Genomic DNA, 26,576 nt, shown 5'->3' on the forward strand with positions numbered 1-26,576 from the left:
GTCGTCCGGCAGTTTCCGCCCTTACGGGTCGCTTGATCAGGTATGGGGCCCTGTTCCGGGCCACCCGAAAGAGTGACCCGAGGGCAGCCTCGACCGGCTCATGGAGCGGGCGGCGGCAGCCGATACCCTGGGCACCGTGAACGTGCTTGTCATCGGCGGCGGTGCCCGCGAACACGCCCTGTGCCGCGCCTTCTCCCTCGACCCCGACGTGGAGTCGCTGCACTGCGCGCCCGGGAACGCCGGGATCGCCGAGGTGGCGGAGCTGCACGCAGTCGACGCCCTCGACGGCGCGGCCGTGGCCGACCTCGCGGAGCGGCTCGGCGCCGACTTCGTCGTGGTGGGCCCGGAGGCCCCGCTCGTGGCGGGCGTGGCGGACGCCGTGCGCGCCCGCGGCATCGACTGCTTCGGCCCGTCCGGGCAGGCCGCGGCCCTGGAGGGCTCGAAGGCGTTCGCCAAGGACGTGATGGCCGCGGCCGGCGTGCCCACCGCCCGCTCCTACGTGTGCACGACCCCCGCCGAGGTGGACCACGCGCTGGACGCCTTCGGCGCGCCGTACGTCGTGAAGGACGACGGCCTGGCCGCGGGCAAGGGCGTGGTGGTGACCGAGGACCTGGAGGCCGCCCGGGCGCACGCCAACTCCTGCGAGCGCGTCGTCATCGAGGAGTACCTGGACGGTCCCGAGGTGTCCCTCTTCGCCGTCACCGACGGCGAGTCCGTGGTCCCGCTGCAGCCCGCGCAGGACTTCAAGCGCGCCTACGACGCGGACGAGGGCCCCAACACCGGCGGCATGGGCGCGTACAGCCCGCTGCCGTGGGCCGATCCGCGGCTGGTCGAGGAGGTGGAGCGCACGGTGCTCCAGCCGACCGTCGACGAGCTGCGCCGCCGCGGCACCCCCTTCGCCGGACTGCTGTACGCGGGGCTGGCGATCACCTCGCGCGGCGTGCGGGTGATCGAGTTCAACGCGCGCTTCGGGGACCCGGAGACCCAGGTCGTGCTCGCCCGGCTGCGGACCCCGCTGGCGGGCCTGCTGCGGGCGGCGGCGACCGGCCGGCTGGCCGACTTCCCGGCGCTGCGCTGGAGCGACGGCGCCGCGGTGACCGTCGTCATCGCCTCCGAGAACTACCCGGACACCCCGCGCACCGGTGACCCGATCACGGGTCTGGACGAGGTCGCGGAGAAGGACGAGCACGCCTACGTGCTGCACGCCGGCACGAAGGCGGACGCGCAGGGCCGCGTGGTGAGCGCGGGCGGCCGCGTACTGTCCGTCACGGCCACGGGTGGGGATCTGGCCAAGGCCAGGGAGCGGGCCTACCGGGCGGTGGGACGTATCGGGCTGAAGGGCTCGCACCACCGTTCGGATATCGCAGACAAGGCCGCTCAGGGCTGAATCGGAGGGCAAGGCCACTCCAAGGGGTGATGGCTTCCCCATCCTGCTGACGCGAGCCCAGCGCCCAACTAGGGTGCCCGGCAAGCGCACTGTGAGACACCGCTGCCACCGCACAATCGGCCCCACCGGCATTGCGGTGTCGGTGGGCGGTGCGACAGTGGGGGCATGCAGTCGCGTCAGCAGCTTGGGGGTGAGCACACCGTTGGCCGGGGAAGCAGGTGAGGGACTCGCGAGGTCCCGCGCGCTCGCCGTCCTGCGCATCCGCAGCGCCGCGCTGACGGTCGCGCTGCTGCCCGCCGCGGTGGCGGTCGTGCTGGTGGTCGGCGGTGCGACGGGCCGCATCGTGGGCGACGCGTCGGAGGTCCTGCGCTGGGCGGTGGTCGCGGGTGCGCTGCTCGTGCTGCTGCTCGCGGGCGGTGTCGCGGCGGTGATCGTACGGGCCAGACCGGCCGTGAGCCCCACCGTGGCGGTCTCCGAGGCGGCCGCCCCCGACCTGTACCGCATGGTGCGCGACCTGGCCGTGCGCCTGCAGGTGCCCGCCCCCTCGGCGATAGAACTGACCCCGGACTGCGACAGCTGGCTGGAGGACCGCACCCACCGCTCCCGGCGCAGCACGCCCCCCGGGCCGCCCGCGCTGGTGATCGGCTCACCGTTCATGTGGTGGATGCGGGTCGCCGAGCTGCGCGCCCTGCTCGCGCCGGTCGTGGCGGGCACGGGCCCGGCCGCCGATCCGGACATCGCGGCCGCGCGCCGCTTCGTGCGCGGCCTGGACGCCGCCGTCGGCGTGGCCACCGCCCCGCGGGAGCCCTCCGCCGTGGGCTTTCTGCGCCGTCCCGCGTACGGGTTCCTGGGCTGGGTCGCCAAGCTGCTGCTGCGCGGCTGCCGGGCGCACGCGGCGGAGATGGAGCGCGCGGTGGCCGCCTCCGCCTCCGAGCGGGCCCAGGCGGTCGACTACGGGCTGCGCATCGTGGCCCAGGAGCAGGTGGGCCTGGCGTACGCGGGCTGGGACCGGCTGCTGACCCGGGTGGCGCTGCCGGCCTGGCGGATGGGGCGCTGGCCGTCGCGGCTGGACGCGGGCGTGGTGGCGGCCCTGACCGAGCTGTCCCGGCGGGACCGGCTGGCCGAGGGCTTCGAGTCCCGGCTGGGCGAGCGTCCGGCGTGCGACCTGCTGGAGGAGCCCGGCACGGTCGACGAGGCGGCCTCGCTGCTCGCCGCCCGGCTCTTCCACGGCGGTCCGCAGCGGTCCGGCCCCGAGTGGTCACCGGTCGGCTGGGACACATATCCGCAGGAGGTCGTGGACCGCATCTGGCGCAGCGACGCCTCCCGGCTGATCACCGTCCTGGACGAGGTGCACGAACCGGCCGGGATCGCCGGCAGCCGGCGCATATCCGTGGCCTCCGGCAGGGCGAGGGGAGCGGTGGGCGCCTGCGACGAGCCGGGGCGCGCCACGCTCGCCCGGGTGCTGGAGCGTCTCTCGGCGGGAGGCAGCGAGGAGCTGGCGGCGCGGATCACCCGGCACGTCGCCCGCGAGGAGGCCGTGCGTGAGGCGGCCGCGCGTCAGGAGACCGCCGGCCAGGTCCCGCCCGACGGCGCTTTCACGCCGGTCTACCAGCTGCTTCCGCCGCGGACCGGCCGGGAACTGCTCACCGACCATGTGACCGCGATGGTCTGCTGCGCCGCCGTGGACACCGCCGGCGCCGTCGCGGGCCTGGACTGGCTGGACGGACCGGCCCTGCTGGTCGGCGGCGTGCGCCGGGGCGATCTGGCCTGGCCCGTGCTCCGGCTGGTGGAGAACGGCGACGCGGCTCCGCTGCGCTCCTGGCTCAGTGCCGTGGGCGTACGCCCCGAGAAGCCGATACGGCTCGTCTGACGGAAAGCTGGCGGGGTTTGTCCGCCCCGCGAGAATCCCTGGCGACAATGCGCCACGAACAGTAACCAAGACAGCGCATTGTGTGATGTGCTGGATGTGCGCACACACGCACACCACCTCGGGGGACGACGAGGAGGGGACCATCGTGGTGAAGGAGCAGGTCCACCGCTGGCAGTCCGGGGCACTGGCACACGGGGTCACCGATCCCTTCGGGCAGGGCCCGGTGCCGTGGCTGCGCGGTGCGGTGCAGTATCTGGACGACACCGGCCAGGTCGTGCCGTGGTACGTCGATCTGGCGGTGAGCCGCGGGGAGGCCGGGGCGCTCCCCGGCGAGGCCATGGGGCGTACGCCCCGCGTGCCCGGGCCGCGCGCGGCCGACGACGTGCGGTGTCAGATCAAGGGATTCGCCCCGGGTGCCTCCGTGGCCCCCGGCGACGCCATCGACTTCCGCATCACGGTCGACCCGCCGCAGAGCTACGGCGTCGACGTCTACCGGATCGGGCACTACGGCGGCGACGGCGCGGCACAGTTCACCTCCAGCCCCCGGCTGTCGGGGATCGTCCAGCCCGCGCCGCTCGCCGCCGGGCGCACGGTCTCCTGCCACCACTGGTGGCAGTCCTGGCGGCTGCAGGTGCCCTCGTACTGGAAACCCGGCGCCTACGTCGTGGTCCTCACCACGCAGGACGGCTACCGCAGCCATGTCCCGTTCACGGTGCGCGACGACCGTCCCGCCGACCTTCTCCTGCTGCTGCCCGACGTCACCTGGCAGGCGTACAACCTCTACCCCGAGGACGGCCGTACGGGCGCCAGCCTCTACCACGCCTGGGACGAGAAGGGCCGGCTGCTCGGGGAGGAGGAGGCCGCGGTCACCGTCTCCTTCGACCGGCCGTACGCGGGCGCCGGGCTGCCGCTGCACGTCGGCCACGCCTACGACTTCATCCGCTGGGCCGAGCGCTACGGCTACGACCTCGCCTACGCCGACGCGCGCGATCTGCACGCGGGGAGGATCGATCCTTCGCGCTACCGGGGCATGGTCTTCCCGGGCCACGACGAGTACTGGACGGTCCCCATGCGGCGCGCCGTCGAGGCCGCCAGGGACGGCGGCACCTCCCTGGTCTTCCTCTCCGCCAACACCATGTACTGGCAGACCGAGCTCGGCCCCTCCCCGGCCGGCGACCCCGACCGGCTGCTCAGCTGCCGCAAGCGTCGCGGCTGCCCGCCGGGCCGCAGCGCCCTGTGGCGCGACATGGGCGAGCCCGAACAGCTGCTGATCGGCGTGCAGTACGCGGGCCGGGTGCCCGAACCGTCCCCGCTGGTGGTGCGCAACGCGGGCCACTGGCTGTGGGAGGCCACCGGCGCCGAGGAGGGCGACGAGATCCCCGGCCTGGTCGCCGGCGAGGCGGACCGTTACTTCCCGCGCACCCCGCTGCCCGACTACATGGAGCGGATCCTGCTCGCGCACTCCCCCTACGAGGACTCGGCGGGCCGCCGCGTGCACCAGGAGACCTCCCTGTACCGGGCGCCCGGCGGGGCCCTGGTCTTCGCCTCGGGGACTTTCGCCTGGTCCCCGGCGCTGGACCGCCCGGGCCACGTCGACCCGAGGATCCAGCGCGCCACCGCCAATCTGCTGGACCACATCTGCAAACACGGCTGACCCCCACGTCGCGCCCGTCCGGTGGCGGTACGGGAGAATCGGGAGCCGAACCGCCGATCGGGGAGGACCCATGTCCGGATTCGTCCACAAGCCGGAGCCCGCGCAAGTGCCGGGCCTGGTGCACCTGCACACCGGCAAGGTGCGCGAGCTGTACCAGAACGAGGCAGGGGAGCTGGTGATGGTCGCCAGTGACCGGATGTCCGCGTACGACTGGGTCCTGCCCACCGAGATCCCCGACAAGGGCCGCGTCCTGACCCGGTTGTCGCTGTGGTGGTTCGACCAGATCGCCGACCTGGTGCCGCACCATGTGCTGTCCACCGAGCTCCCCGAGGGCGCCCCCGCCGACTGGGCGGGGCGGACGACGATCTGCAAGCCGCTGGACATGGTCCCCGTCGAGTGTGTGGCCCGCGGCTACCTGGCCGGTTCGGGCCTGCTCGAGTACGACACCGACCGCACGGTGTGCGGGGTGACCCTGCCCGAGGGGCTGGTGGACGGTTCCGAACTGCCCGCGCCGATCTTCACCCCGGCCACCAAGGCCGAGGTCGGCGAGCACGACGAGAACGTCAGTTACGAGGAGGTCGCCCGCCGGGTCGGTGCCGACGTCGCCGCGCAGCTGCGCCAGAGCACCCTCGCGGTCTACGGCCGGGCCCGGGACATCGCCCGCGAGCGCGGCATCATCCTCGCCGACACGAAGTTCGAGTTCGGCTTCGACGGCGATGTGCTGACGATCGCCGACGAGGTGCTGACCCCGGACTCGTCGCGTTTCTGGCCCGCCGAGCTGTGGGAGCCGGGCCACGCCCAGCCCTCCTACGACAAGCAGTTCGTCCGGGACTGGCTGACCTCCGCCGAGTCGGGCTGGGACCGCCGCAGCGAGCAGCCCCCGCCGCCGCTGCCGGAGCACGTGGTGGAGCAGACCCGCGCCAAGTACATCGAGGCGTATGAGCGGCTCACCGGCCTCAGCTGGTAGCCCGCCACGGCCCGAGTGCCCACCGGTTCTCCGCCCGGTGGGTACGAGGTCGGTGGGTACGCGGCCGGTGCGGCGGCTCAACCGCCCCAGGAACACCGAAGGCCCCGGTCGTCACGACCGGGGCCTTCCTCTGTTGAGCGGACGACGAGGCTCGAACTCGCGACCTCAACCTTGGCAAGGTTGCGCTCTACCAACTGAGCTACGTCCGCCTGCTCCGCGCGTTCCCGTGCGGTGCGACATCCACTATAGCCAACCCTCGCGGCGTCCGGCACGCACCTCGGCACGAGGGTTCCGCGCGCCGGGTTCCGCGGCGGGCGGGAGGGGCCGGCAGCATCCGTCCGGGCGGCCGCCCGGCCCGCCCGGCGGTCGCCGCCCGGGAGGCCCGCCTGCCGTGTGAGCCCGGTGCACCGCCTCGCCGCCCGGCGGCCAACTGCCTTTCCGCGGCGTGCCCGACGCCGTCTCCGGCGTGCGCGGACGCCGGAGGGAAGGGGCCGTCCCGGGGCGCGGGGGCGGCCGCGTGCCGCGGCGATCACCTTCCGGCACCAGGGGAGTTCGGCCCGCGCGGATGTGTCGACTGTCACATCGTTCCGCCGAGGGGCGGGAGGAAGGCGACACGAAGAAGGCCCCGGTCGGATCACCGACCGGGGCCTTCTCTCAAGAGCGGACGACGAGATTCGAACTCGCGACCCTCACCTTGGCAAGGTGATGCTCTACCAACTGAGCCACGTCCGCACGGCGACTACTCTACCCGATCCTCAGGACCGGTCGAGCAATCAGAGCGGGTGACAGGATTCGCACACTGCGCCTTCCCCCTGGAAGGGGGATGTTCTACTACTGAACTACACCCGCGTGACTCCTTGAGCCTGGCCTTTCGGCCCGCCCTCGGCGTGCTCCAGACTCTAGCGGATCAACGGGGGTGGCTGTCCAATCGCTTCTTCCGGGCGATTCCGCGGACGCCCGTGGCGGCCGGTGCGGCCCCGGTGCGCCGGGGCGCGCCACGGTTCAGCTGGCCTCGGCGTAGGCCTCGTAGAGCTTCTTGGGGATGCGGCCGCGCGGCGGCACGTCGAAGCCCCGGGAGAGCGCCCAGGCGCGCACGGCGGCCGGGTCGGGGGCGAGCGAGGTGTGCTTGTAGGCCTTGCCGAGCCTGCTGCGGCGGCGTCCGGCCTCGACGTACGGCGCGAGGGCGTCCCGCAGTCTCTCGGCGTTGCCGGCGGACAGGTCGATCTCGTACGACTTGCCGTCGAGGCCGAAAGTGACCGTTTCCGCCGCTTCACCGCCGTCGAGGTCGTCGGAGAGCGTGACCACTACGCGCTGCGCCATGGATGCCGGTCCTTTCAATGGAGAAGGCCTGGGGCCTGCGTTGGCCCCGTTGTTGTACCGAAGTCGGAGGGCCGGGGTCAATGCTTTCTCATTTACCGGGTCGCTGTTTTTCGCCGGAAGCGGTTGGTCAATTCCTTCGGGTGTCCCGGTCGCAATCCGACTGCCGGATATTCCGTGACCATTCTGGTATATCTACCCGCGTAGATTTTCTGGCGGGGTACTGTGATGACATCTCACCGCAGCACACCACCGGGAGTGACCGTGGCACGCGTCGTAGTCGACGTCATGCTCAAGCCGGAGATCCTCGACCCCCAGGGCCAGGCGGTGCAGCGCGCGCTGCCGCGCCTCGGGTTCGAGGGAATCGCCGACGTCCGCCAGGGCAAGCGTTTTGAGCTGGAACTGGAGGGTCCGGTCGACGACGCCGCCCTCGCCCGTATCCGCGAGATGGCCGAGACCTTCCTCGCCAACACCGTGATCGAGGACTTCACCGTGAAGGTGGAGTCGTGACCGCACGCATTGGTGTCGTCACCTTCCCCGGGACGCTCGACGACCGGGACACCCAGCGCGCGGTCCGCGTCGCCGGCGCCGAGCCGGTGCCCCTGTGGCACCGCGACAAGGATCTGCACCAGGTCGACGCCGTCGTCCTGCCCGGCGGATTCAGTTACGGCGACTATCTCCGGGCCGGGGCGATTTCCCGCTTCTCGCCCGTGATGGAGTCGATCATCGCCGGCGCCAAGGAAGGCCTTCCGGTCCTCGGAATCTGCAACGGCTTCCAGGTACTCACCGAGACGCATCTGCTCCCCGGTGCCATGTTGCGCAACAATCACCTGCACTTCGTCTGCAGGGACCAGAAGCTGCGCGTCGAGAACAACTCGACCTCCTGGACGGCCGATTACGAGCAGGACCAGGAGATCAGCATCCCGCTGAAGAACATCGACGGCCGCTACGTCGCCGACGAGCGCGTCCTCGACGAGCTCGAGGCGGAAGGCCGGGTGGTGTTCCGCTACGCGGACTGGAACCCGAATGGCTCGCTCCGGGACATCGCCGGCATCACCAACGCCGCGGGCAATGTCGTCGGTCTCATGCCGCACCCCGAGCACGCGGTCGAGCCGCTGATCGGGACCGGCCGCACCGACGGCCTCGGATTCTTCACCTCGATCCTCAAGAAGCTGGTTCACGCGTCATGAGCCTCGACACCGTCAAGCACGCCACCGAAACCCCGGACAGCGAGCAGCCCTGGGCGGAACTCGGCCTGAAGCAGGACGAGTACGAGCGCATCCGCGAGATCCTCGGCCGCCGCCCGACCGGTGCCGAGCTCGCCATGTACTCCGTCATGTGGTCCGAGCACTGCTCGTACAAGAGCAGCAAGATCCACCTGCGCCAGTTCGGCGAGAAGGCCCCCGCCAACGACGCCCTGCTGGTCGGCATCGGCGAGAACGCCGGCGTCGTGGACGTCGGCCAGGGCTACGCGGTCACCTTCAAGGTCGAGTCGCACAACCACCCCTCGTACATCGAGCCCTACCAGGGCGCGGCCACCGGCGTCGGCGGCATCGTCCGCGACATCCTGGCCATGGGCGCCCGCCCGGTCGCCGTCATGGACCCGCTGCGCTTCGGCGCGCCGGACCACCCCGACACCAGGCGCGTCCTGCCGGGCGTCGTCGCGGGCGTCGGCGGCTACGGCAACTGCCTGGGCCTGCCCAATATCGGCGGCGAGGTCGTCTTCGACGCCTGCTACCAGGGCAACCCGCTGGTCAACGCCCTGTGCGTCGGCGTGATGAAGCACGAGGACATCCATCTGGCCAAGGCCTCCGGCGCCGGGAACAAGGTGATCCTCTACGGCGCCCGCACCGGCGGCGACGGCATCGGCGGCGTCTCCGTGCTCGCCTCGGAGACCTTCTCCGACACCGGCCCGGCCAAGCGCCCCGCCGTCCAGGTCGGCGACCCCTTCCAGGAGAAGCTGCTCATCGAGTGCACCCTGGAGATCTTCAAGGAGAAGCTGGTCGCCGGCATCCAGGACCTCGGCGGCGCCGGCCTGTCCTGCGCCACCTCCGAGCTGGCCTCGGCCGGCTCCGGCGGAATGCGCGTGGAGCTGGACACCGTGCCGCTGCGCGACGCGACGCTCTCGCCGGAGGAGATCCTCATGAGCGAGTCGCAGGAGCGCATGTGCGCCATCGTCGAGCCGCAGTACGTCGACCGCTTCCTGGAGATCTGCGAGAAGTGGGACGTGATCGCCACCGTCATCGGTGAGGTCACCGACGGCGACCGGCTGGAGATCTTCTGGCACGGCGAGCAGATCGTCGACGTCCCGCCGCGCACCGTCGCCCACGAGGGCCCGGTGTACGAGCGCCCCTACGCCCGCCCCGCGTGGCAGGACGCGCTCCAGGCCGACGACGCGAACAAGCTGCCGCGCCCGGGATCCGGCGATGAGCTGCGCGAGCAGGTCCTGACGCTGGTCGCGCACCCGAACCAGGCCTCCAAGGCGTGGATCACCGACCAGTACGACCGCTTCGTGCAGGGCAACACCGTCCTGGCGCAGCCGGAGGACTCCGGCATGATCCGCATCGACGAGGACACCAACCTCGGCGTCGCGGTCGCCACCGACGGCAACGGCCGCTACGCCAAGCTCGACCCGTACTCCGGCGCGCAGCTGGCGCTCGCCGAGGCGTACCGCAACGTCGCCACGACGGGTGCCAAGCCGCTGGCGGTCTCCGACTGCCTCAACTTCGGCTCGCCCGAGGACCCGGCCGCGATGTGGCAGTTCGCCGAGGCCTGCCGCGGTCTGGCCGACGGCTGCCTGGAGCTGGGCACCCCGGTCACCGGCGGCAACGTCTCCCTCTACAACCAGACCGGTGACGTCGCCATCCACCCGACGCCCGTCGTGGCGGTGCTCGGCGTCATCGACGACGTCACGCGCCGCACCCCGGTCGCCTTCAAGGACCAGGGCCAGCTGCTCTACCTGCTCGGCGACACCAAGGAGGAGCTGGGCGGTTCCGCCTGGTCCCAGGCGGTCCACGACCACCTCGGCGGACTGCCGCCGGCCGTGGACCTGGAGCGGGAGAAGCTGCTCGGCGAGATCCTCATCTCCGCCTCCCGGGACGGGATGATCGACGCGGCCCACGACCTGTCGGACGGCGGGCTGATCCAGGCCGTCGTCGAGTCCTGCCTGCGGGGCGGGAACGGCGCGCGCCTGGTCGTGCCGGACGACCTGGACCCGTTCGTCCTCCTCTTCTCGGAGTCGGCGGGCCGGGCGGTCGTCGCCGTGCCGCGCAGCGAGGAGCTCCGCTTCACCGACATGTGCGGTGCGCGCGGTCTGCCCGCGACGCGGATCGGTGTCGTCGACGGCGACGCGGTCGAGCTCCAGGGCGAGTTCAGCATCCCGCTGGACGAGCTCCGCGCGGCTCACGAGGGCACGATCCCGGCGCTCCTGGCCTGATCCGTCGGCCCTTTTGACGCGTCCTCCCGAAGCGCCCCCGTGCCGCCAGGCGCGGGGGCGCTTCGCGGGGGCCGTGACCGGCGCCCGGGGGTCGGCCTCGTACTCCAGACGTGAGCGAGTGCGATCCACCCGGCGCACCGCCCCAGTGGCGCAGCCGTGACGCCATGCGCCGGGCGGCGTGCCGGCCCGCCGCCTGGGCGCATCCGCGCTGGGCCGCCCCGGCGCTGCTGACGGCTCTCGCCGTCGCGGCCGCGGTGGCCCCGGAAGCCCTCGGGGCGATGCACGACGGGCCGGCCGCCGTCCGGTTCCACTGGCTCTTCGGACTGCCCGAACTCACCCTCGTCGCGCCGGTTCTCGCCGCGCTGCTGACCTGGCGCATGGCTCCGGAGGCCGCGTCATCGCCGCGCTGCTGCTGTGCTGGGGCGGCGCACTCCACCGCCTGCGGGTCCGCCGCCGGCAGCGGCTGTTCGCCGCCGACGCCGCCCGCGGCGTACGGCCGCCGGTGCCGGGCCCTCTCCCGCCACTGCGCCGGGGCCCGGTCCCGATCGTGCTCGGGCCGCTGCTGTGCGCGGCCGTGATCCCGCCGCAGACCCGCCTGCCGGCACCGGCCGGCGGCGCGCTGCTCGCCGTGGGCGTGGTGGCCCGGGTGCGGGCGGGAGCCCTGTGGCGCCGCGGGCAGCCGGTGCTGCGCGTACTGACCCGGGCGGACGAGGACGCCTGGAGGTGGGTGTACGCGGCCGACGACCACGCGGGCGGCAGGCCGCTGTTCTCCTGCCGGGCCGACCCCGGGCCCGAGCTCGCCGAAGGGCCCCGCAGCGGCCTTCCGCGCGACTCCCTGCTGTTCGGGACGCCGTACGAGGGTGCCGAACTGGTGCTCCTCTCCGCCGACACCGACGAAGGCCCGCTCGTCGATCGGGGGGCCGGACCGGTCCGCCCCGCGTGGCGGGGGCCGCGATCGGCGGTACTACTGTGCGTCCCGCAACCACCGGTACGACGAGGGGCTTCATCGATGTACGAGTACAAGGTCGTCAGCTTCCGCGAGTCGCTGATAGGCGACGCCATCGACGGCGACAAGCTGGAGAAGACGCTCAACAAGCAGGCCGAGGACGGCTGGCAGCTCAAGGCGATCACTTCCGCCGACGTCAAGGGCCGCATCGGCCCCGGCGCCGTGGAGGGGCTGCTGCTCACCTTCGAGCGGCCGCGCCAGGCCTGACCACCGGGGTCGGGGTGCGGGCCGGGCACGGCGCGTAGGCTGCGGGCATGCCGTCCACCGCCCGCAAGGCCCGCACCTACGACCCCGCCAGGACCCGCGCGGCGCTCACCGCGCAGGCCGGCCATGTCCTGGAGGCCGCCCGCAGCCTGACGGAGGATCAGCTGGCCGCGCCCGCCGGGCTGCCCGGGTGGGACGTGCGCACGCTGGTGGTGCACATCGCCCGGCAGGTGGAGGCCGTCGCCCGGGTGGTGGCCGCGCCCGCCCCGGCCAAGGCGGACCTCGACCTCACCACGTGGGCGCGCTCCACGGCGCGCATCGCCGGCCCGCTGGACGCCGACACCCGCGAGGCCGCCGCGGAGACCGCCGACGCCGCCGCCCGCCTTGAGGAGGCCGCCCGCGAGCTGGCCGGGGTACTGGACGAGGCGGTGGCGCCCGAGCGCCTGGTGGCGATCACGCTCGGCGCGATGCGGTCCACGGACTTCCTGGTGACCAGGCTCGTCGAGCTGGTCGTCCACAGCGACGACTTCGCCCGGGCGACGGGTGTGCCCGTCCCCCTGGAGCGGCAGGCCGTCGCCGCCGTCGTACGGCTCCTCGCGGACACCCTCGCCGCCGCGGCGCCCGGCAACTCCGTCGAGGTCCGCGTCCCGCCGTACGCGGCCGTGCAGTGCGTGCCCGGGCCCCGCCACACCCGGGGCACCCCGCCCAACGTCGTCGAGACCGACCCGCTCACCTGGATCCGTCTCGCCACCGGACGCACGTCCTGGGCCGACGCCCTGGACTCCGCCGCGGTCTCCGCGAGCGGCGAGCGCGCCGACCTCGCCCCGTACCTCCCCCTGCTGGGCTGAGGCGGCCCGGGCGCCCCCATAATGCGCCGGCGACCTCGATGACCGCACCGGCCGGCATGCCGGCCCGCCCATGGCTCGCCGCCGACGCCCGGCGCTGGGCCGCCGCGCGCCTGCCCGGCTGGGCGCGGCCGGTCTGGTCCGCGGTGACGCTGATGGTGGGGGTGCTCGCGGCGGTCGTCCCCGTCGGGTGGGACCCGGTGTGCACGGTGGCGGCGCCCTGCGGACCGATGTGGCTGTACGCGATCGGCTTCTTCGTCCACGTGGCGTGGCTGTTCCTGCTGCCCGAGGCGGCGCTGCTGTCCGCTCCCCTGCTGCTGCTCTGGATGACCGATCCCGCTTTCCGGGCCGGCGGCGGGGCCGGGCGGGCCGTGGACGCGGCGGTGGTGGCCGCGCTCTGCTGGGGCTGGGCCGCGGCCTTCGTACGGTTGCGGGTGCGCCGCCGGCAGCGCGCGCTGGCCCTGGGGGCCGCGGGAGGGGTGCTGCTGCCGGTACCGGAGCGGGCCGCGCCGGTGCGGCGGGGCGCGGTCCGGATCGCCGCAGGTATGGCGGGCCTGGTGGTCGCGGCGGTGGCCGCCGGCATCGCGGTGTCCGGGGACCGGGCAGACCGGGCGCACGCGGCCGCGGCTGTCCGCGTCGAGGCGGTCGTCGTCGCCAACGGCGCCGAGGACCACGTCGTCGCCCGCTTCGGCGACGGCACCCGGCACCGTGTCGGGGTGATGTGGCCGGAGGACCACGAGCGCGGCTCCGACGTGCCCGTACTCGTCGACGGGGAATGGCGGCGCTTCGCCGCGGAGCCCTACGAGGACCGCACGGGGCTGCAGCCGCTGACGCTCACGGCGGGCGGCGCCGGTGCCACGCTGCTGCTGTCGGGGGCGTTCGCCGCGTTCCGGGTCCGGTCGCTGCGCCGTCGGCCCGCACCCGTGCTCCGGGTGCTGTGCGGCCGCGAGGACGGTCGCACCGTGATCCGGCCGTTGGACGGCGCTGCGGGTCCGCCGGTCCTGACCTACCGCGCGGCCGGGCCCGGCGCGTGGGCCCGCGGCGAGTGCGTGCTCTTCGGCCTGCCGGCCGAGGGGGCGGAACTGGTGCTGGTGGGCACCACGGCCTCCGGCGACGTCCTGTTCGCCACGACGGACTCACCGGCGCTGCGGTGGACGGAGCCGGCCCCCGACGACGAACGGCAGGGGCCCGGCGAGCACCGCCGGGAGGCGGAGGCGCGGGTCGCCGAGGCGGCGGCCGCCATGAAGCCCGCCACCGCCCCCGTCAGCTGGCACGGCGGTGCGGCCGGCCGCTCCCTGGGTGCGCTGCTCCTGCTGGGCGTCGTCGTCTTCCCGGTGGGCTCCAACGTGGGCTCCGGGTTCTCCGGCGAGGACTGGTGGCGCTTGCCGCTGTCGGTCCTGGGCAGCCTGTGGCTCGCCGAGAAGGCGTTGTCCGTGATCACCTGGCGGATCACCGCCGGTCCCGACGGCCTCGCGCTGCACCGCTATCTGCGTACCCGGCACGTCCCGTGGGCCGACGTGACCCGGGTCGTCCGCACCCCGGACGGCCGGTTGGTCGTGCGCCGTGTGAGCGGTCTGGAGGACCTCTCGCTGGGGGCCGTCGCCCTCCCGTGGTGGGAGCGGAGGCGGCGCCGCCCGTCCCCCGCCACACGGGCCGCGGCCGAGCTGACGGCCATGGTCCGCGACCCCGGACTGCGTCCCTAGACCAAGGTCACACGGCCAAGCGCCCCATGGGTTTACGCGCATAGAACGCGCTTTTGTCGGGTTCCCTCGTTCGGACGACACCGGAACCTGCCCTAGACTCGATCCCGTGCCACGTGGTGACGGACGACTCAACCACGACCTGCTCCCCGGCGAGAAGGGCCCCCAGGACGCTTGCGGCGTCTTCGGTGTCTGGGCCCCCGGCGAAGAGGTCGCCAAACTCACCTACTTCGGGCTGTACGCCCTGCAACACCGCGGACAGGAGTCCGCGGGCATCGCAGTGAGCAACGGCTCCCAGATCCTGGTCTTCAAGGACATGGGCCTCGTGTCCCAGGTCTTCGACGAGACCTCCCTCGGCTCCCTCCAGGGCCACATCGCGGTCGGGCATGCCCGTTACTCGACCACCGGCGCCTCGGTCTGGGAGAACGCCCAGCCCACCTTCCGCGCCACCGCCAGCGGCTCCATCGCCCTCGGCCACAACGGGAACCTGGTCAACACCGCCGAGCTCGCCGAGCTCGTCGCCGCCCTCCCCCAGGGCAACGGCCGGGCCACCAAGGTCGCCGCGACCAACGACACCGACCTGGTGACGGCGCTGCTGGCCGGGCAGGTGGACGAGGACGGCAAGCCGCTGTCCCTGGAGGCCGCCGCCCAGCAGGTGCTGCCGCAGGTCAAGGGCGCCTTCAGCCTGGTCTTCATGGACGAGCACACGCTCTACGCGGCCCGCGACCCGCAGGGCATCCGCCCGCTGGTCCTCGGCCGTACCGAGCGCGGCTGGGTCGTGGCCTCCGAGACCGCCGCCCTCGACATCGTCGGCGCCAGCTTCGTCCGCGAGGTCGAGCCCGGCGAGATGATCGCCATCGACGAGAACGGCCTGCGCGCCTCGCGCTTCGCCGAGGCCAGCCCCAAGGGCTGCGTCTTCGAGTACGTCTACCTGGCGCGCCCGGACACCGACATCGCGGGCCGCAACGTCTACCTCTCCCGGGTCGAGATGGGCCGTCGCCTCGCCAAGGAGGCCCCCGTCGAGGCCGACCTGGTGATACCGACCCCGGAGTCCGGCACTCCTGCCGCGGTCGGCTACGCCGAGGCGAGCGGCATCCCGTACGGCTCGGGCCTGGTGAAGAACTCCTACGTGGGCCGGACCTTCATCCAGCCCTCGCAGACCATCCGGCAGCTCGGCATCCGCCTGAAGCTCAACCCGCTCAAGGAGGTCATCCGGGGCAAGCGCCTGGTGGTCGTGGACGACTCGATCGTCCGCGGCAACACCCAGCGCGCGCTGGTCCGGATGCTCCGCGAGGCGGGCGCCGCCGAGGTCCACGTCCGGATCTCCTCGCCGCCGGTGAAGTGGCCGTGCTTCTTCGGCATCGACTTCGCCACGCGCGCCGAGCTGATCGCCAACGGCATGACGGTCGAGGAGATCGGCAAGTCGCTGGGCGCGGACTCGCTCGCGTACATCTCCATCGACGCGATGGTCGAGGCGACCACGATCGCCAAGCCGAACCTCTGCCGGGCCTGCTTCGACGGCGAGTACCCGATGGCGCTGCCCGACCCGGAACTGCTGGGCAAGCAGCTGCTGGAGACCGAGCTGGCCGGCGGCCCCGACGCCGCCGACGCGCTCCGTCGCCCGTAAGCATTCGACGCAAGGACACAACACAGCCATGTCCGAGAACACCGGTGCCAGCTACGCCGCGGCGGGAGTCGACATCGAGGCGGGCGACCGCGCGGTCGAGCTGATGAAGGAATGGGTGAAGAAGGCCACCCGCCCGGAGGTCGTGGGCGGCCTCGGCGGCTTCGCCGGGCTCTTCGACGCCTCCGCCCTCAAGCGCTACGAGCGGCCCCTGCTGGCCTCCGCCACCGACGGTGTGGGCACCAAGGTCGACATCGCCCGCCGCATGGGCGTCTACGACACCATCGGCCACGACCTCGTCGGCATGGTCGTGGACGACCTGGTCGTGTGCGGCGCCGAACCGCTCTTCATGACCGACTACATCTGCGTCGGCAAGGTCTTCCCGGACCGGGTCGCCGCCATCGTCAAGGGCATCGCCGAGGGCTGCGTGCTCGCCGGCTGCGCCCTCGTCGGCGGCGAGACGGCCGAGCACCCGGGCCTGCTGGGCGAGGACGAGTTCGACGTCGCCGGCGCGGGCACGGGCGTGGTCGAGGCCGACCGGCTGCTGGGCGCGGATCGCATCCGTAAGGGTGACGTGGTGATCGCCATGGCCTCCTCCGGTCTTCACTCCAACGGGTACTCGCTCGTCCGGCACGTGCTCTTCGACCGGGCCGGATGGGCGCTGGACCGGGAGGTCCCGGAGTTCGGCCGCACCCTCGGCGAGGAGCTGCTGGAGCCGACCCGCATCTACTCGCTGGACTGCCTGGCGCTGACCCGGACGGCCGAGGTGCACGGCTTCTCGCACGTCACCGGCGGCGGTCTGGCCAACAACCTGGCCCGGGTCGTCCCCGATCACCTGCACGCCACCGTGGACCGCTCGACGTGGACGCCGGGCGCGGTGTTCACCACGGTCGGTGAGCTCGGCGGCGTGGAGCGGCTGGAGCTGGAGAAGACGCTCAACATGGGCGTCGGCATGGTCGCCGTGGTGCCCGAGGCCTCGGTGGACGTGGCGCTGACCACGCTGGCCGACCGGGGCCTGGACGCCTGGGTGGCCGGCGGGATCGTCGACCGGGGCGAGCACGCCGAGGCCGTCGAGCTGACCGGCGACTACGCGGGCTGAGTCGTCACCTTCCCCGTCGCCGCGCCGCGGCGGGGCAGGCAGGGCAGCACGAAACCCGGTCCGGACAGCGCCCGGACCGGGTCAGTGGTCAAGCTGGAACGGAAGGCGCCGCGTCAAGCGCGACGCCGCTGCGACGAGGGCTCGGACTCCTCGTCCTCGTCGTCGTCCTCGTCGTTGTAGAGATCCGCGTACCGTGCGTACGGGTCGTCTTCCAGCTCGTCGTCATCGTCGTCGTCATGGATCTCCGGATTGACCGGCAGCGTCGACGATGCGCCCAGCTCTTCGGCCAGACGTGACAGGTCCGTACCGCCGCTGTTGTACTTCAGCTGGCGGGCGACCTTCGTCTGCTTGGCCTTGGCCCGGCCGCGCCCCATTGGCTCGACCCCCTCAACGGTGGGGCTCGACGGCCCCGAGTCTTGACACGCGTTCACGATGTGGAACGGGCCCTCGGATGAGAGTCCCGGTCCGTAGGGCTTCAACGGTACCTGCTTCCGAGGCCGCACGGTACGTCGCCCGCACGACGCGCGTCGGAGCAGGGGCCCGCCGTGGCCCCGTCCTGGCTGGTCAGTCGTGATTTTACCTTCTTCCGCCACGGTCTGGCTGCCGGGGCGTGGTAACGGTCGAATGTCCAACCTGTCGTCCTCGTCACGACGGCCCGGAGGAGCCGCGCGCGGTTGCGGAGGACGCGCGCACACCGTACGTCCGCGGCACTCCGCGCGCGCCCGCTTTGTGACGGAAGACACGCCCCCGTCCGCGGCGGACGGGGGCGTGCTCACGGGTCCGCGGGGAATGCCGCGGCGGTCAGCCGGTCACGGACGCAGCCAGCTCTCCGCCGGGGTGCGCTCGGCCATGCGCTGCTCGGCGAGGCGGTCGGCGGCGGCGGCGGGCGGGATGCCGTCGGCGGCCGCCCGCTCGAAGATGGCGAGGGTGGTGTCGAAGATCTTCGTCGCCTTGGCGCGGGCCCGCTCGAAGTCGAAGCCGTGCAGCTCGTCCGCGACCTGGATCACACCGCCGGCGTTCACCACGTAGTCGGGCGCGTACAGGATGCCGCGGTCGGCGAGGTCCTTCTCGACGCCGGGGTGGGCGAGCTGGTTGTTGGCCGCGCCGCAGACGATCGTCGCCGTGAGGGCCGGCACCGAGTCGTCGTTGAGCGCGCCGCCGAGCGCGCAGGGCGCGTACACGTCCAGCGGGGTCCTGACCAGGACGTCAGCGTCGGAGACGGCGGTTACCTGCGGGTGACGGGAAGTGATCCGTTCGACGGCCTCGCCGCGAACATCGGTGATCACGACCTCGGCGCCGTCCTTGAGCAGGTGCTCCACCAGGTGGTGGCCGACCTTGCCGACACCGGCCACGCCGACCCTGCGGCCGTGCAGCGTGGGGTCGCCCCACTTGGCCTGGGCCGAGGCGCGCATGCCCTGGAAGACGCCCCAGGCGGTCAGCACGGAGGAGTCGCCGGCGCCGCCGTTCTCGGGCGAGCGGCCGGTGGTCCACTGCGGGGCGGTGCGGGAGACCACGTCCATGTCGGCGACGTAGGTGCCGACATCGCAGGCCGTGACGTAGCGGCCGCCGAGGGAGGCCACGAAGCGGCCGTAGGCGAGCAGCAGCTCCTCGGACTTCTCGGTGTCCGGGTCGCCGATGATGACGGCCTTGCCGCCGCCGAGGTCGAGGCCGGCGAGCGCGTTCTTGTACGACATGCCGCGGGCGAGATTGAGCGCGTCCTCGACTGCGGCCTCGTCGGAGGAGTACGCGTGGAAGCGCGTGCCGCCGAGGGCCGGGCCGAGGGCGGTGGAGTGGATCGCGATGACGGCCTTGAGGCCACTGGCGCGGTCCTGGCACAAGACGACCTGCTCGTGACCGCCCTGCTCCGATCGGAACAGCGTGGAGACGATGCCTGGTGTCTGACGTACGTCGGTCACTGTGGTGACTCCCGAATGTCCAGAGGTCGCCCTCCGGGTGGGTGGGGGAGGGCCGGTTGGCAGAAGAGTAGAGCCACCCGACCCTGAGCATGTTCCCAGTGTCGTGGATCACTCCCCGCGTCGGAAGCGACGTGGGACGATGCCAGGGCGGAAGCCGTCACGAGGGAGCGGGTGTGGGCTTGTCATCGGTGCTGGTCCCGTACGCGGCGTATCTGCGGGTGTACGAGCCGCTGGCGGCCTTCCCGGAGCCCGATCGGGGGTACTGGTACCGGTACGCCGCCCGGGGTGCGGAACGGACCGCACAGGACGAACTGCGCCAGTCGCTGGCCGGTCTGCTGTCCGTCCCGCCGATCGCCGTGCCGGTGCGCGAGAGCGGGGACGCCTTCGTCGCCGTCGTGGACGGCGTGACGCACATCTGCCCCTGGCGCACCCGGTTGCGGGGCTGGCTGGCCCTGTCCGAGCTGGTCGACGAGTACCCCGCCCCCGTGGTGGACGCCGTGCTGCCCAGGGTCGTGCGCGAGCAGGCCGAGGCCGACTTCGAGGCGTGGCGGGCGGAGAAGCCCGAGAACGCCGACGCCCGGCCCTGGATCCGGGGCGCGACGTGGCACGTCCCGGTGCGCTGGTTCGTGCTGTTCGACGACTCCGAGCGGGAGTACGAACCGGCCGGCGCGGGCGAGTCCAAGCAGCCGGTGATGCGTTACCGGACCCCCATGGTCCAGGCCCGCCGGCGGACTGCCCGAGCCCTGCGGGTGCTCAAGGATTCACTCGAAGAGGGACCCCTGATCGACGGCCTGGTAGATGTAGGGCGTTGGCTCGAGGAGTTCCACCCGCGCTCCCTGGTGGAGCTCGACTACGGCGGGCTCGTCCACGCCATCCCGCAGGACTCCCTCGCCGCGGACCGTTCCGCCGCCGATGTGGCGGAGGCGCTGGCCGCACTGAGGGACGACGACGGGACGCGGGCCGGCGAGGCGTACGAGCGGCTCACCGACCGCTGGCGGGCCGTTCGCGAGCTCCTGTACGCGAGTTGAGGGTCCGTCGGGGACCGGCGGCGGGGTAGGGACTTTGGTCCTGAGTCCGGCCGACCGGTACCTTTGGCCTAAGCGTGACCTAAAGCACGTTTAGGGGTCTTGCCCTCATCCCCGCCCCCCATGACAATATGGGACATCGGGTCCAGAAGGACCTCTTTCCACTCTCTCTGGGTGGAATGTCCGGGATTGCATCCCTTGAGGTGGGGCTGTGGCTCGTGGGTTGGCTGTGACTGATCGTCACTCAGGTGTGACTGTCCGTTATGGCCCGGTCCATCGGCTTCCGTCGAGCTTAGACACCTCAGAGGGCAAATCCATCGGTTTGGCCGACGCGGCTGGACGGATGGTGTAGTTGTAGTGCCAAGGACAAGCCGTTCGTCCTATTACCGACTCGGCCCGCGTCCGCCATTTCGGGCAACGCGGGTCAAGGTGCAGAATTTAGAGGAAAGAACCGTGTTGGTTCGGTTCTCTCGAGGAGGCCGCTCATGACCGCTCGCACCCCTGATGCCGAGCCGCTGCTGACCCCCGCTGAGGTTGCCACGATGTTCCGCGTGGACCCGAAGACGGTCACGCGCTGGGCCAAGGCTGGCAAGCTCACGTCCATCCGCACGCTCGGCGGGCACCGCCGCTACCGCGAGGCGGAGGTCCGTGCACTGCTCGCGGGCATTCCGCAGCAGCGCAGCGAGGCCTGACCTGAACAAACGGGCGTCGACGCGGGCCCCCAACCCGCCGCCACGCCCGCTCCGACGGGTCCCTGCCCCCATCAGGGAAGCCCATAGGAACGTAGATCGCATCGGAGTCCGCCGGCTCCGGTGCGATCTTTTTTGTGCGCGTGATGTGTCCGTCTTGTGTGCGCTGACCCCTCTGTGGGGAGTGCAATTGCACATATTAAATTGACGGTCCCACAGGAGGCCCCAGGTTCCGTCAGAGTCAAAACAGTTCACGTGACTCCCGTCACATGGCGCAGTCTTGTTCCGGCTTCCCGTCGTGCGGTAGTGGGGCCGCCGGCCGCCGCAGCGCCGGCCGCGTCAGCCGGTGGCACGCAGGGCGGTGCCGGGTCAGGTGGCGCCGCCGGCCGCCAGGGGCGCCCGCCGGATGCGCGCGCAGCAGGGCCCGCGTCTCGTCCCGGGGCGTCGGGCCCGGATCCCTCGGCGTCGCCGTCATGTGCCAGGCGTACCACGCGGGAAGGCCCGGAACCAGGGGCCCGGCTCCTTCGCGGACGCGTCCCGGTCGCCGCCGTCCCGCCGCCGCGCGAGCGCCCCTGGCGCCGCGCCGCCCGGCCCCGGCCGCCCGACCTGCGTCTCCTGCCGTGCGGCACACAGCACGAAGGCCCGCCTCCCTTGCGGGAAGCGGGCCTTCGTTTCACTGCGGTCCTGACGGGATTTGAACCCGCGGCCTCCACCTTGACAGGGTGGCGAGCACTCCAAACTGCTCCACAGGACCAGGTTTCGCGGCCGTTGTTCCTTGGCCGCGAGGAAGACTGTACAGCAGGTCAGAGGGTGATTGCGAACCCGATCAGCCCCAGGCCTCGTCCAGGGCCTTGAAGATGCGTTTGTCCGAGATCGGGAACGCCGTCCCGAGGGCGTGCGCGAAGTAGCTGACCCGCAGTTCCTCGATCATCCAGCGGATGTCGCGCACCCGTTCGGGGACCGGCCGCCCGGCCGGCTGGGCGGCCAGCAGCTCGGCGTACTCGGTCTGGATCTCCCGGACCTTCTCCATCCGCGTGGAGTCGCGCTGGACGCCCGTGGGCATCTGCTGGAGCCGCCGGTCGACGGCCACCAGGTAGCGGAGCAGGTCCGGCAGCCGGCGCACCCCGGCGGCGGTCACGAAGCCGGGCCCCACGAGGGCTCCCAGCTGCTCCTTGACGTCCGCGAGGTTGGCGGCCAGGGCGAGGCTCCGGGTGGCCTTCAGACGGCGCTCACAGGCCTGCCAGGCGGCCAGCACCTGCCGCACCTGGGCGACCGTCCTGACGGTCAGTTCCACGAGGTCGGCGCGCACCGTGTCGAACAGCTTCCGGAAGGACTCCTCGTCCCAGACGGGGCCGCCGTGCTCGGCCATGAGCCGGTCGGCGGCCGCGGTGACGATGTCGTCGAACAGGGCGGCCACGGAGCCGTGCGGGCTGCGGGACAGGGCGAGCTTGTCCTGGTTGGACAGCCGGTCCGCCGCGAACTTCGCGGGGTTGGTGGGCACGTTCAGCAGGATCAGCCGGCGGGTTCCGCGCCACATCGCCGCGGCCTGTTCGGCCTCGGTGTCGAAGAGCTGCACGCCCACGCTCTCGCCCTCGTCGACCAGCGCCGGGTACGCCTTGACCGGCTGCCCGGACCGCCGGGTCTCGAAGGTGCGCGGCAAGGCGCCCACCGTCCACTGCTTCAGCCCTGTGCGCCGCTCGATGCCGATGGAACCGGCGGCGTCGAAGGCCTTGCTGATGGCGGCCTTGGTCTTCGGCCGCAGCTGCAGCTTCAGCGCCTCCAGGTCCTTGTCCTCGGCCAGCTTGCGGCGGCGCTCGTCGGTCACCCGGAAGGTGATCTTCAGATGGTCCGGGACCCTGGCGAGGTCGAAGTCCTCGGCGGTGACGGGCACGCCCACCATCCGCTGCAGCTCCCGCGCCAGCGTCTCGGGGAGGGGGTCCTGCACGGGCACGACGCGGTCGAGGAAGGCCTTCGCGTAGTTCGGCGCGGGCACGTAGTGGCGGCGGATCGCCTTGGGCAGCGAGCGGATCAGCTCGGTGACGACCTCCTCGCGCAGGCCCGGGATCTGCCAGTCGAAGCCGTCCGGCGTCACCTGGTTGAGGACCTGCAGCGGGATGTGGACGGTCACGCCGTCCGCGTCCGCGCCCGGCTCGAACTGGTACGTCACACGGAACTTGAGCTTCCCCTGGCGCCAGGAGTCGGGGTAGTCGTCCTTGGTGACGGCCTCGGCGCTCTCGTTGATCAGCATGGAGTGCTCGAAGTTGAGCAGCTCCGGCTCCTCGCGGCGCCTGTGCTTCCACCACGAGTCGAAGTGCGCGCCCGAAACCACGTGTTCGGGGACCAGGCGGTCGTAGAAGTCGAAGAGCGTCTCGTCGTCGACGAGGATGTCGCGGCGCCGCGCCCGGTGCTCCAGCTCTTCGACCTCGGCCAGCAGCTTGCGGTTGTCGTGGAAGAACTGGTGGTGCGTGCGCCAGTCGCCCTCGACGAGCGCGTTGCGGATGAACAGCTCGCGGCTGGTCTCCGGGTCGATCTTCCCGTAGTTGACCTTCCGGTCCGCGACGATCGGCACGCCGTACAGCGTCACCTTCTCGAAGGCCATGACCGCCGCCTGGTCCTTCTCCCAGTGCGGTTCGCTGTAGGACCGTTTCACCAGGTGCTGGGCGAGCGGCTCGATCCACTCCGGCTCGATGCGGGAGTTGACCCGCGCCCACAGCCGCGAGGTCTCCACCAGCTCGGCGGACATGATCCACCGCGGGGGCTTCTTGAAGAGCGACGAACCGGGGAAGACCGCGAACTTGGCGCTGCGGGCGCCCAGGTACTCGTTCTTGCTGTCGGTGTCCTTCAGGCCGATGTGCGACAGCAGGCCGGCCAGCAGCGACTGGTGCACGTGCTGGGCGTTGACCTCGTGCTCGCCCTCGGCGAGGTGGATGCCCATCGTCTTGGCGACCGTGCGCAGCTGGCTGTAGATGTCCTGCCACTCGCGGATGCGCAGGTAGTTGAGGTACTCCGTGCGGCACATGCGGCGGAAGGCGGAGGAGGACAGCGCCTTCTGCTGCTCGCGGATGTAGCGCCACAGGTTGAGCAGCGCCATGAAGTCGCTGGTCTCGTCGGCGAAGCGGCGGTGCTTCTCGTCGGCCTGCTGCTGCTTGTCCTGGGGGCGTTCGCGCGGGTCCTGGATGGACAGCGCGGCCGCGATGACCATGACCTCGCGCACGACGCCGTTGCGCTCCGCCTCCAGCACCATGCGCGCCAGCCGCGGGTCCACCGGCAGCTGGGAGAGCTTGCGGCCGGTCTGGGTGAGCTTCTGCCCGTCCAGCGCGCCCAGTTCCTGGAGCAGCTGGACGCCGTCCTTGACGTTCCGGGCGTCCGGCGGGTCGATGAAGGGGAAGCGGGAGACGTCACCGAGGCCGGCGGCGGTCATCTGCAGGATGACGGAGGCCAGGTTGGTGCGGAGGATCTCGGCGTCGGTGAACTCCGGGCGGGACAGGAAGTCGTCCTCGGAGTACAGCCGGACGCAGATGCCGTCCGCGAGGCGGCCGCAGCGGCCCTTGCGCTGGTTGGCGCTGGCCTGGCTGATCGGCTCGATCGGCAGCCGCTGCACCTTGGTGCGGTGGCTGTACCGGGAGATGCGGGCGAAGCCGGTGTCGATGACGTAGCGGATGCCGGGGACGGTGAGCGAGGTCTCCGCGACGTTGGTGGCCAGCACGATGCGGCGGCCCGCGCCGCGCTGGAACACCTTGTGCTGTTCCGCGGAGGACAGCCGCGCGTACAGCGGCAGCACCTCGGTGAAGCGCAGCTGCCGCTTGTTGAGGGCGTCGGCGGTGTCGCGGATCTCCCGCTCGCCGGAGAGGAAGACCAGGATGTCGCCCGGCCCCTCGGCCTGGAGCTCGTCGACCGCGTCGCAGATCGCGGTGATCTGGTCGCGGTCGTCGTCGTCGGCCTCCTCCGCGAGCAGCGGGCGGTAGCGCACCTCCACGGGGTACGTACGCCCGCTGACCTCGACGATCGGCGCGTCGCCGAAGTGCCGGGAGAAGCGCTCCGGGTCGATCGTCGCGGAGGTGATCACGACCTTGAGGTCGGGGCGGCGGGGCAGCAGCTGGGCGAGGTAGCCCAGGATGAAGTCGATGTTGAGGCTGCGCTCGTGGGCCTCGTCGATGATGATCGTGTCGTACTGGCGCAGTTCCCGGTCGGTCTGGATCTCGGCCAGCATGATGCCGTCCGTCATCAGCTTGACCAGCGTGCTGTCGCCGACCTGGTCGGTGAAGCGGACCTTCCAGCCGACCGCCTCGCCCAGCGGGGTGCGCAGCTCCTCCGCCACGCGCTCGGCCACCGTGCGGGCCGCGATCCGGCGGGGCTGGGTGTGGCCGATCAGGCCGCGGACGCCGCGGCCCAGCTCCAGGCAGATCTTGGGGATCTGGGTGGTCTTGCCGGAGCCGGTCTCGCCCGCGACGATCACGACCTGGTGGTCGCGGATCGCCTCCAGGATCTCGTCCTTCTTCTGGCTGACCGGCAGCTGCTCGGGGTAGCTGATCGCGGGTATGGCCGCGCGCCGCGCCTCGACCGCCAGCGCGGCCTTGTCGATCTCCGCCCCGATCTCCGTCAGCACGGCCGAGCGGGCCTCGGGCTTGCGGATGCGGCGTGCGCCGTCCAGGCGACGGCCGAGGCGGTGCGCGTCGCGCAGGGTGAGCTCGGCCAGCCGTGCGCCGAGCTCACCGAATGCGGGGGTGGGGGGCTGCGTAGACATACGCGTTCCAGCATCGCATCCGCCGCAGCCCGCGGGCGAACGCATTACGTACCCGTACCCGTACCCGTGCCCCCGGGACCCGCTCGGCCCCGGACGGCCCGGCGCTCGCGGCCGTCCTCTCCGCCCCGACCGGGGCCGGGATCAGGCCGTCCCGTGCGGCGTCCCCGCCGAGCCGCCCTGCCCGCCCGCCTCGCGCCGGATCCGGAAGACCCGGCGCCCGGCCCGGACGGCGAGGACGAGGATCGCGGCCGCCAGGGCGAAGTTGAGGGCGTCGGCGGCCTCCACGACGGCCCAGGAGGCGCCCATCAGGCCCGGCGCCTTCGCGACGATCATCCCCAGGCCCATGAACAGGGGCAGCCACGCGCAGAGGAACCGCATTTCCCGGTCGGCGGCGTCACCGGTCACGCCTTGAGGATGCGTCCGCACCCACCATCGGCTGCCGGCACCTCCGAGAACCAGCGCGCACCCCAGCACGAGAACGGACCAGTCCATGACCCGAAGCATCCCGTCTCCCTTGATCGGCAGGGGGATACTCCTCCCGTGCGCGGCTGCGGGCAAGGGGAACGCGGTGATCCACGGATCACGCGCGGCGTGCCCGCCAAAGCGAAACCCCCGCCGATGATCTCGACGGGGGTTTCCGCCCTGACGGGCGCTGGTGGCTGGGGCCGGGGTCGAACCGGCGACCTATCGCTTTTCAGGCGATCGCTCGTACCAACTGAGCTACCCAGCCAGCGCGGTCCTGACGGGATTTGAACCCGCGGCCTCCACCTTGACAGGGTGGCGAGCACTCCAAACTGCTCCACAGGACCTTGCTTTGCGCTCTGCGCGAGAGACAGTCTCCCACACGTTTGTGCGTGCTCCCAACGGGATTCCGCCGCGCTGTGCGAGGTGCGGATCGCCGGGGCATGACTGCCGGTCGGTTGATTCTCAGTGACCGGACGGACACGCACTGGCGGGCCGATCTCGCTGGACCAGCGTATCAGAACCCGGGAGGTGCGACGCACGCGTGACCTGCGGCCCAGCGGGGGACCAGTGGCGTGCGGAGCCCGGAAAACACAGAAGGCAGCGCCGCCGGTGGACCGGCCGCACTGCC

Annotated in this window: 21 protein-coding genes and 6 tRNA genes; 15 read left to right on the forward strand and 12 right to left on the reverse strand. The window is 72.1% G+C overall.

Annotated features, from left to right (window positions below; genetic code table 11):
- The first annotated feature begins 136 nt into the window (after positions 1-136).
- The 4 genes from purD (at position 137) to ACWDAS_RS04480 (ending at position 5,878) form a co-directional block, all read left to right on the forward strand.
- On the forward strand, positions 137-1,387 hold the full coding sequence (purD, locus tag ACWDAS_RS04465; protein WP_450387329.1) for a phosphoribosylamine--glycine ligase: 1,251 nt from the start codon (positions 137-139) through the stop codon (positions 1,385-1,387).
- Positions 1,388-1,577: 190 nt separating this feature from the next.
- Positions 1,578-3,257 (forward strand): hypothetical protein, encoded by a 1,680-nt coding sequence (locus ACWDAS_RS04470; protein WP_450387330.1) that lies wholly within the window; start codon positions 1,578-1,580, stop codon positions 3,255-3,257.
- A 94-nt stretch (positions 3,258-3,351) separates the two neighbouring features.
- Positions 3,352-4,911: a N,N-dimethylformamidase beta subunit family domain-containing protein gene (locus ACWDAS_RS04475; protein ID WP_450387331.1), complete on the forward strand. Its 1,560-nt coding sequence runs from the start codon at positions 3,352-3,354 to the stop codon at positions 4,909-4,911.
- A 70-nt stretch (positions 4,912-4,981) separates the two neighbouring features.
- Complete coding sequence (locus ACWDAS_RS04480) at positions 4,982-5,878, forward strand: phosphoribosylaminoimidazolesuccinocarboxamide synthase (protein WP_450387332.1); 897 nt, start codon at positions 4,982-4,984, stop codon at positions 5,876-5,878.
- A gap of 136 nt (positions 5,879-6,014) precedes the next feature.
- Here ACWDAS_RS04480 and ACWDAS_RS04485 read toward each other — a convergent pair.
- The 4 genes from ACWDAS_RS04485 to ACWDAS_RS04500 all read right to left on the reverse strand — a co-directional run bounded on the left by ACWDAS_RS04485 (position 6,015) and on the right by ACWDAS_RS04500 (position 7,198).
- Positions 6,015-6,087, reverse strand: a tRNA-Gly gene (locus ACWDAS_RS04485).
- A gap of 450 nt (positions 6,088-6,537) precedes the next feature.
- Positions 6,538-6,610: transfer RNA gene (locus tag ACWDAS_RS04490), tRNA-Gly, on the reverse strand.
- Between the two features lie 45 nt (positions 6,611-6,655).
- Positions 6,656-6,727 (reverse strand) — tRNA-Gly (locus ACWDAS_RS04495).
- A gap of 153 nt (positions 6,728-6,880) precedes the next feature.
- Positions 6,881-7,198, reverse strand: coding sequence for a histone-like nucleoid-structuring protein Lsr2 (locus ACWDAS_RS04500; protein ID WP_450387333.1), 318 nt, complete (start codon positions 7,196-7,198; stop codon positions 6,881-6,883).
- 261 nt (positions 7,199-7,459) lie between these two features.
- On the opposite strand from ACWDAS_RS04500, the gene purS reads away from it, so the two are divergent.
- The 9 genes from purS (at position 7,460) to purM (ending at position 17,109) form a co-directional block, all read left to right on the forward strand.
- Complete coding sequence (gene purS / locus ACWDAS_RS04505; protein WP_089222639.1) at positions 7,460-7,705, forward strand: phosphoribosylformylglycinamidine synthase subunit PurS; 246 nt, start codon at positions 7,460-7,462, stop codon at positions 7,703-7,705.
- The gene (gene purQ / locus ACWDAS_RS04510; RefSeq protein WP_450387334.1) at positions 7,702-8,385 is read left to right on the forward strand and encodes a phosphoribosylformylglycinamidine synthase subunit PurQ; all 684 of its coding nucleotides are present in this window, start codon (positions 7,702-7,704) and stop codon (positions 8,383-8,385) included. Before purS ends, purQ begins: the two co-directional genes overlap by 4 nt.
- Entirely contained in the window at positions 8,382-10,631 is a 2,250-nt protein-coding gene (gene purL, locus ACWDAS_RS04515) for a phosphoribosylformylglycinamidine synthase subunit PurL (RefSeq protein WP_450387335.1), read from the forward strand. Before purQ ends, purL begins: the two co-directional genes overlap by 4 nt.
- Before the next feature lie 110 nt (positions 10,632-10,741).
- A complete protein-coding gene (locus ACWDAS_RS04520) occupies positions 10,742-11,209 on the forward strand; it encodes a hypothetical protein (protein ID WP_450387336.1) in 468 nt (155 codons plus the stop codon).
- Positions 11,179-11,844, forward strand: coding sequence for a DUF4177 domain-containing protein (locus tag ACWDAS_RS04525; RefSeq protein ID WP_450387337.1), 666 nt, complete (start codon positions 11,179-11,181; stop codon positions 11,842-11,844). Before ACWDAS_RS04520 ends, ACWDAS_RS04525 begins: the two co-directional genes overlap by 31 nt.
- Before the next feature lie 47 nt (positions 11,845-11,891).
- Positions 11,892-12,689 (forward strand): sterol carrier family protein, encoded by a 798-nt coding sequence (locus ACWDAS_RS04530; RefSeq protein WP_450387338.1) that lies wholly within the window; start codon positions 11,892-11,894, stop codon positions 12,687-12,689.
- A gap of 38 nt (positions 12,690-12,727) precedes the next feature.
- On the forward strand, positions 12,728-14,389 hold the full coding sequence (locus ACWDAS_RS04535; RefSeq protein ID WP_450387339.1) for a hypothetical protein: 1,662 nt from the start codon (positions 12,728-12,730) through the stop codon (positions 14,387-14,389).
- 106 nt (positions 14,390-14,495) lie between these two features.
- The gene (purF, locus tag ACWDAS_RS04540) at positions 14,496-16,013 is read left to right on the forward strand and encodes an amidophosphoribosyltransferase (RefSeq protein ID WP_450387340.1); all 1,518 of its coding nucleotides are present in this window, start codon (positions 14,496-14,498) and stop codon (positions 16,011-16,013) included.
- 28 nt (positions 16,014-16,041) lie between these two features.
- Positions 16,042-17,109 carry a phosphoribosylformylglycinamidine cyclo-ligase gene (purM, locus tag ACWDAS_RS04545; RefSeq protein WP_450387341.1) on the forward strand — a complete coding sequence of 356 codons (1,068 nt, stop codon included), beginning with the start codon at positions 16,042-16,044 and terminating at the stop codon, positions 17,107-17,109.
- A 113-nt stretch (positions 17,110-17,222) separates the two neighbouring features.
- Here the strand turns inward: purM and ACWDAS_RS04550 are convergent, their stop codons facing one another.
- Both ACWDAS_RS04550 and ACWDAS_RS04555 read right to left on the reverse strand, forming a co-directional pair.
- Positions 17,223-17,483 (reverse strand): DUF3073 domain-containing protein, encoded by a 261-nt coding sequence (locus tag ACWDAS_RS04550; protein ID WP_450387342.1) that lies wholly within the window; start codon positions 17,481-17,483, stop codon positions 17,223-17,225.
- Positions 17,484-17,918: 435 nt separating this feature from the next.
- Positions 17,919-19,025: a Leu/Phe/Val dehydrogenase gene (locus ACWDAS_RS04555; RefSeq protein ID WP_450387343.1), complete on the reverse strand. Its 1,107-nt coding sequence runs from the start codon at positions 19,023-19,025 to the stop codon at positions 17,919-17,921.
- Positions 19,026-19,198: 173 nt separating this feature from the next.
- On the opposite strand from ACWDAS_RS04555, the gene ACWDAS_RS04560 reads away from it, so the two are divergent.
- On the forward strand, positions 19,199-20,053 hold the full coding sequence (locus ACWDAS_RS04560) for a hypothetical protein (RefSeq protein ID WP_450387344.1): 855 nt from the start codon (positions 19,199-19,201) through the stop codon (positions 20,051-20,053).
- Positions 20,054-20,535: 482 nt separating this feature from the next.
- Positions 20,536-20,742, forward strand: coding sequence for a developmental transcriptional regulator BldC (bldC, locus tag ACWDAS_RS04565; RefSeq protein WP_003949541.1), 207 nt, complete (start codon positions 20,536-20,538; stop codon positions 20,740-20,742).
- Between the two features lie 262 nt (positions 20,743-21,004).
- Here bldC and ACWDAS_RS04570 read toward each other — a convergent pair whose 3' ends face one another.
- From ACWDAS_RS04570 to ACWDAS_RS04595, 6 genes are all read right to left on the reverse strand, one after another.
- Positions 21,005-21,214: a DUF6274 family protein gene (locus tag ACWDAS_RS04570; protein ID WP_450387345.1), complete on the reverse strand. Its 210-nt coding sequence runs from the start codon at positions 21,212-21,214 to the stop codon at positions 21,005-21,007.
- Positions 21,215-21,418: 204 nt separating this feature from the next.
- Positions 21,419-21,493 (reverse strand) — tRNA-Asp (locus tag ACWDAS_RS04575).
- A 72-nt stretch (positions 21,494-21,565) separates the two neighbouring features.
- Complete coding sequence (gene hrpA / locus ACWDAS_RS04580) at positions 21,566-25,483, reverse strand: ATP-dependent RNA helicase HrpA (protein WP_450387346.1); 3,918 nt, start codon at positions 25,481-25,483, stop codon at positions 21,566-21,568.
- Between the two features lie 141 nt (positions 25,484-25,624).
- Positions 25,625-25,888, reverse strand: coding sequence for a hypothetical protein (locus ACWDAS_RS04585; RefSeq protein WP_450387347.1), 264 nt, complete (start codon positions 25,886-25,888; stop codon positions 25,625-25,627).
- 248 nt (positions 25,889-26,136) lie between these two features.
- Positions 26,137-26,213 (reverse strand) — tRNA-Phe (locus ACWDAS_RS04590).
- 4 nt (positions 26,214-26,217) lie between these two features.
- A tRNA-Asp gene (locus ACWDAS_RS04595) sits at positions 26,218-26,292 on the reverse strand.
- Between the last annotated feature and the right edge of the window lie 284 nt (positions 26,293-26,576).

The organism is Streptomyces sp. NPDC001070 (assembly GCF_053598835.1).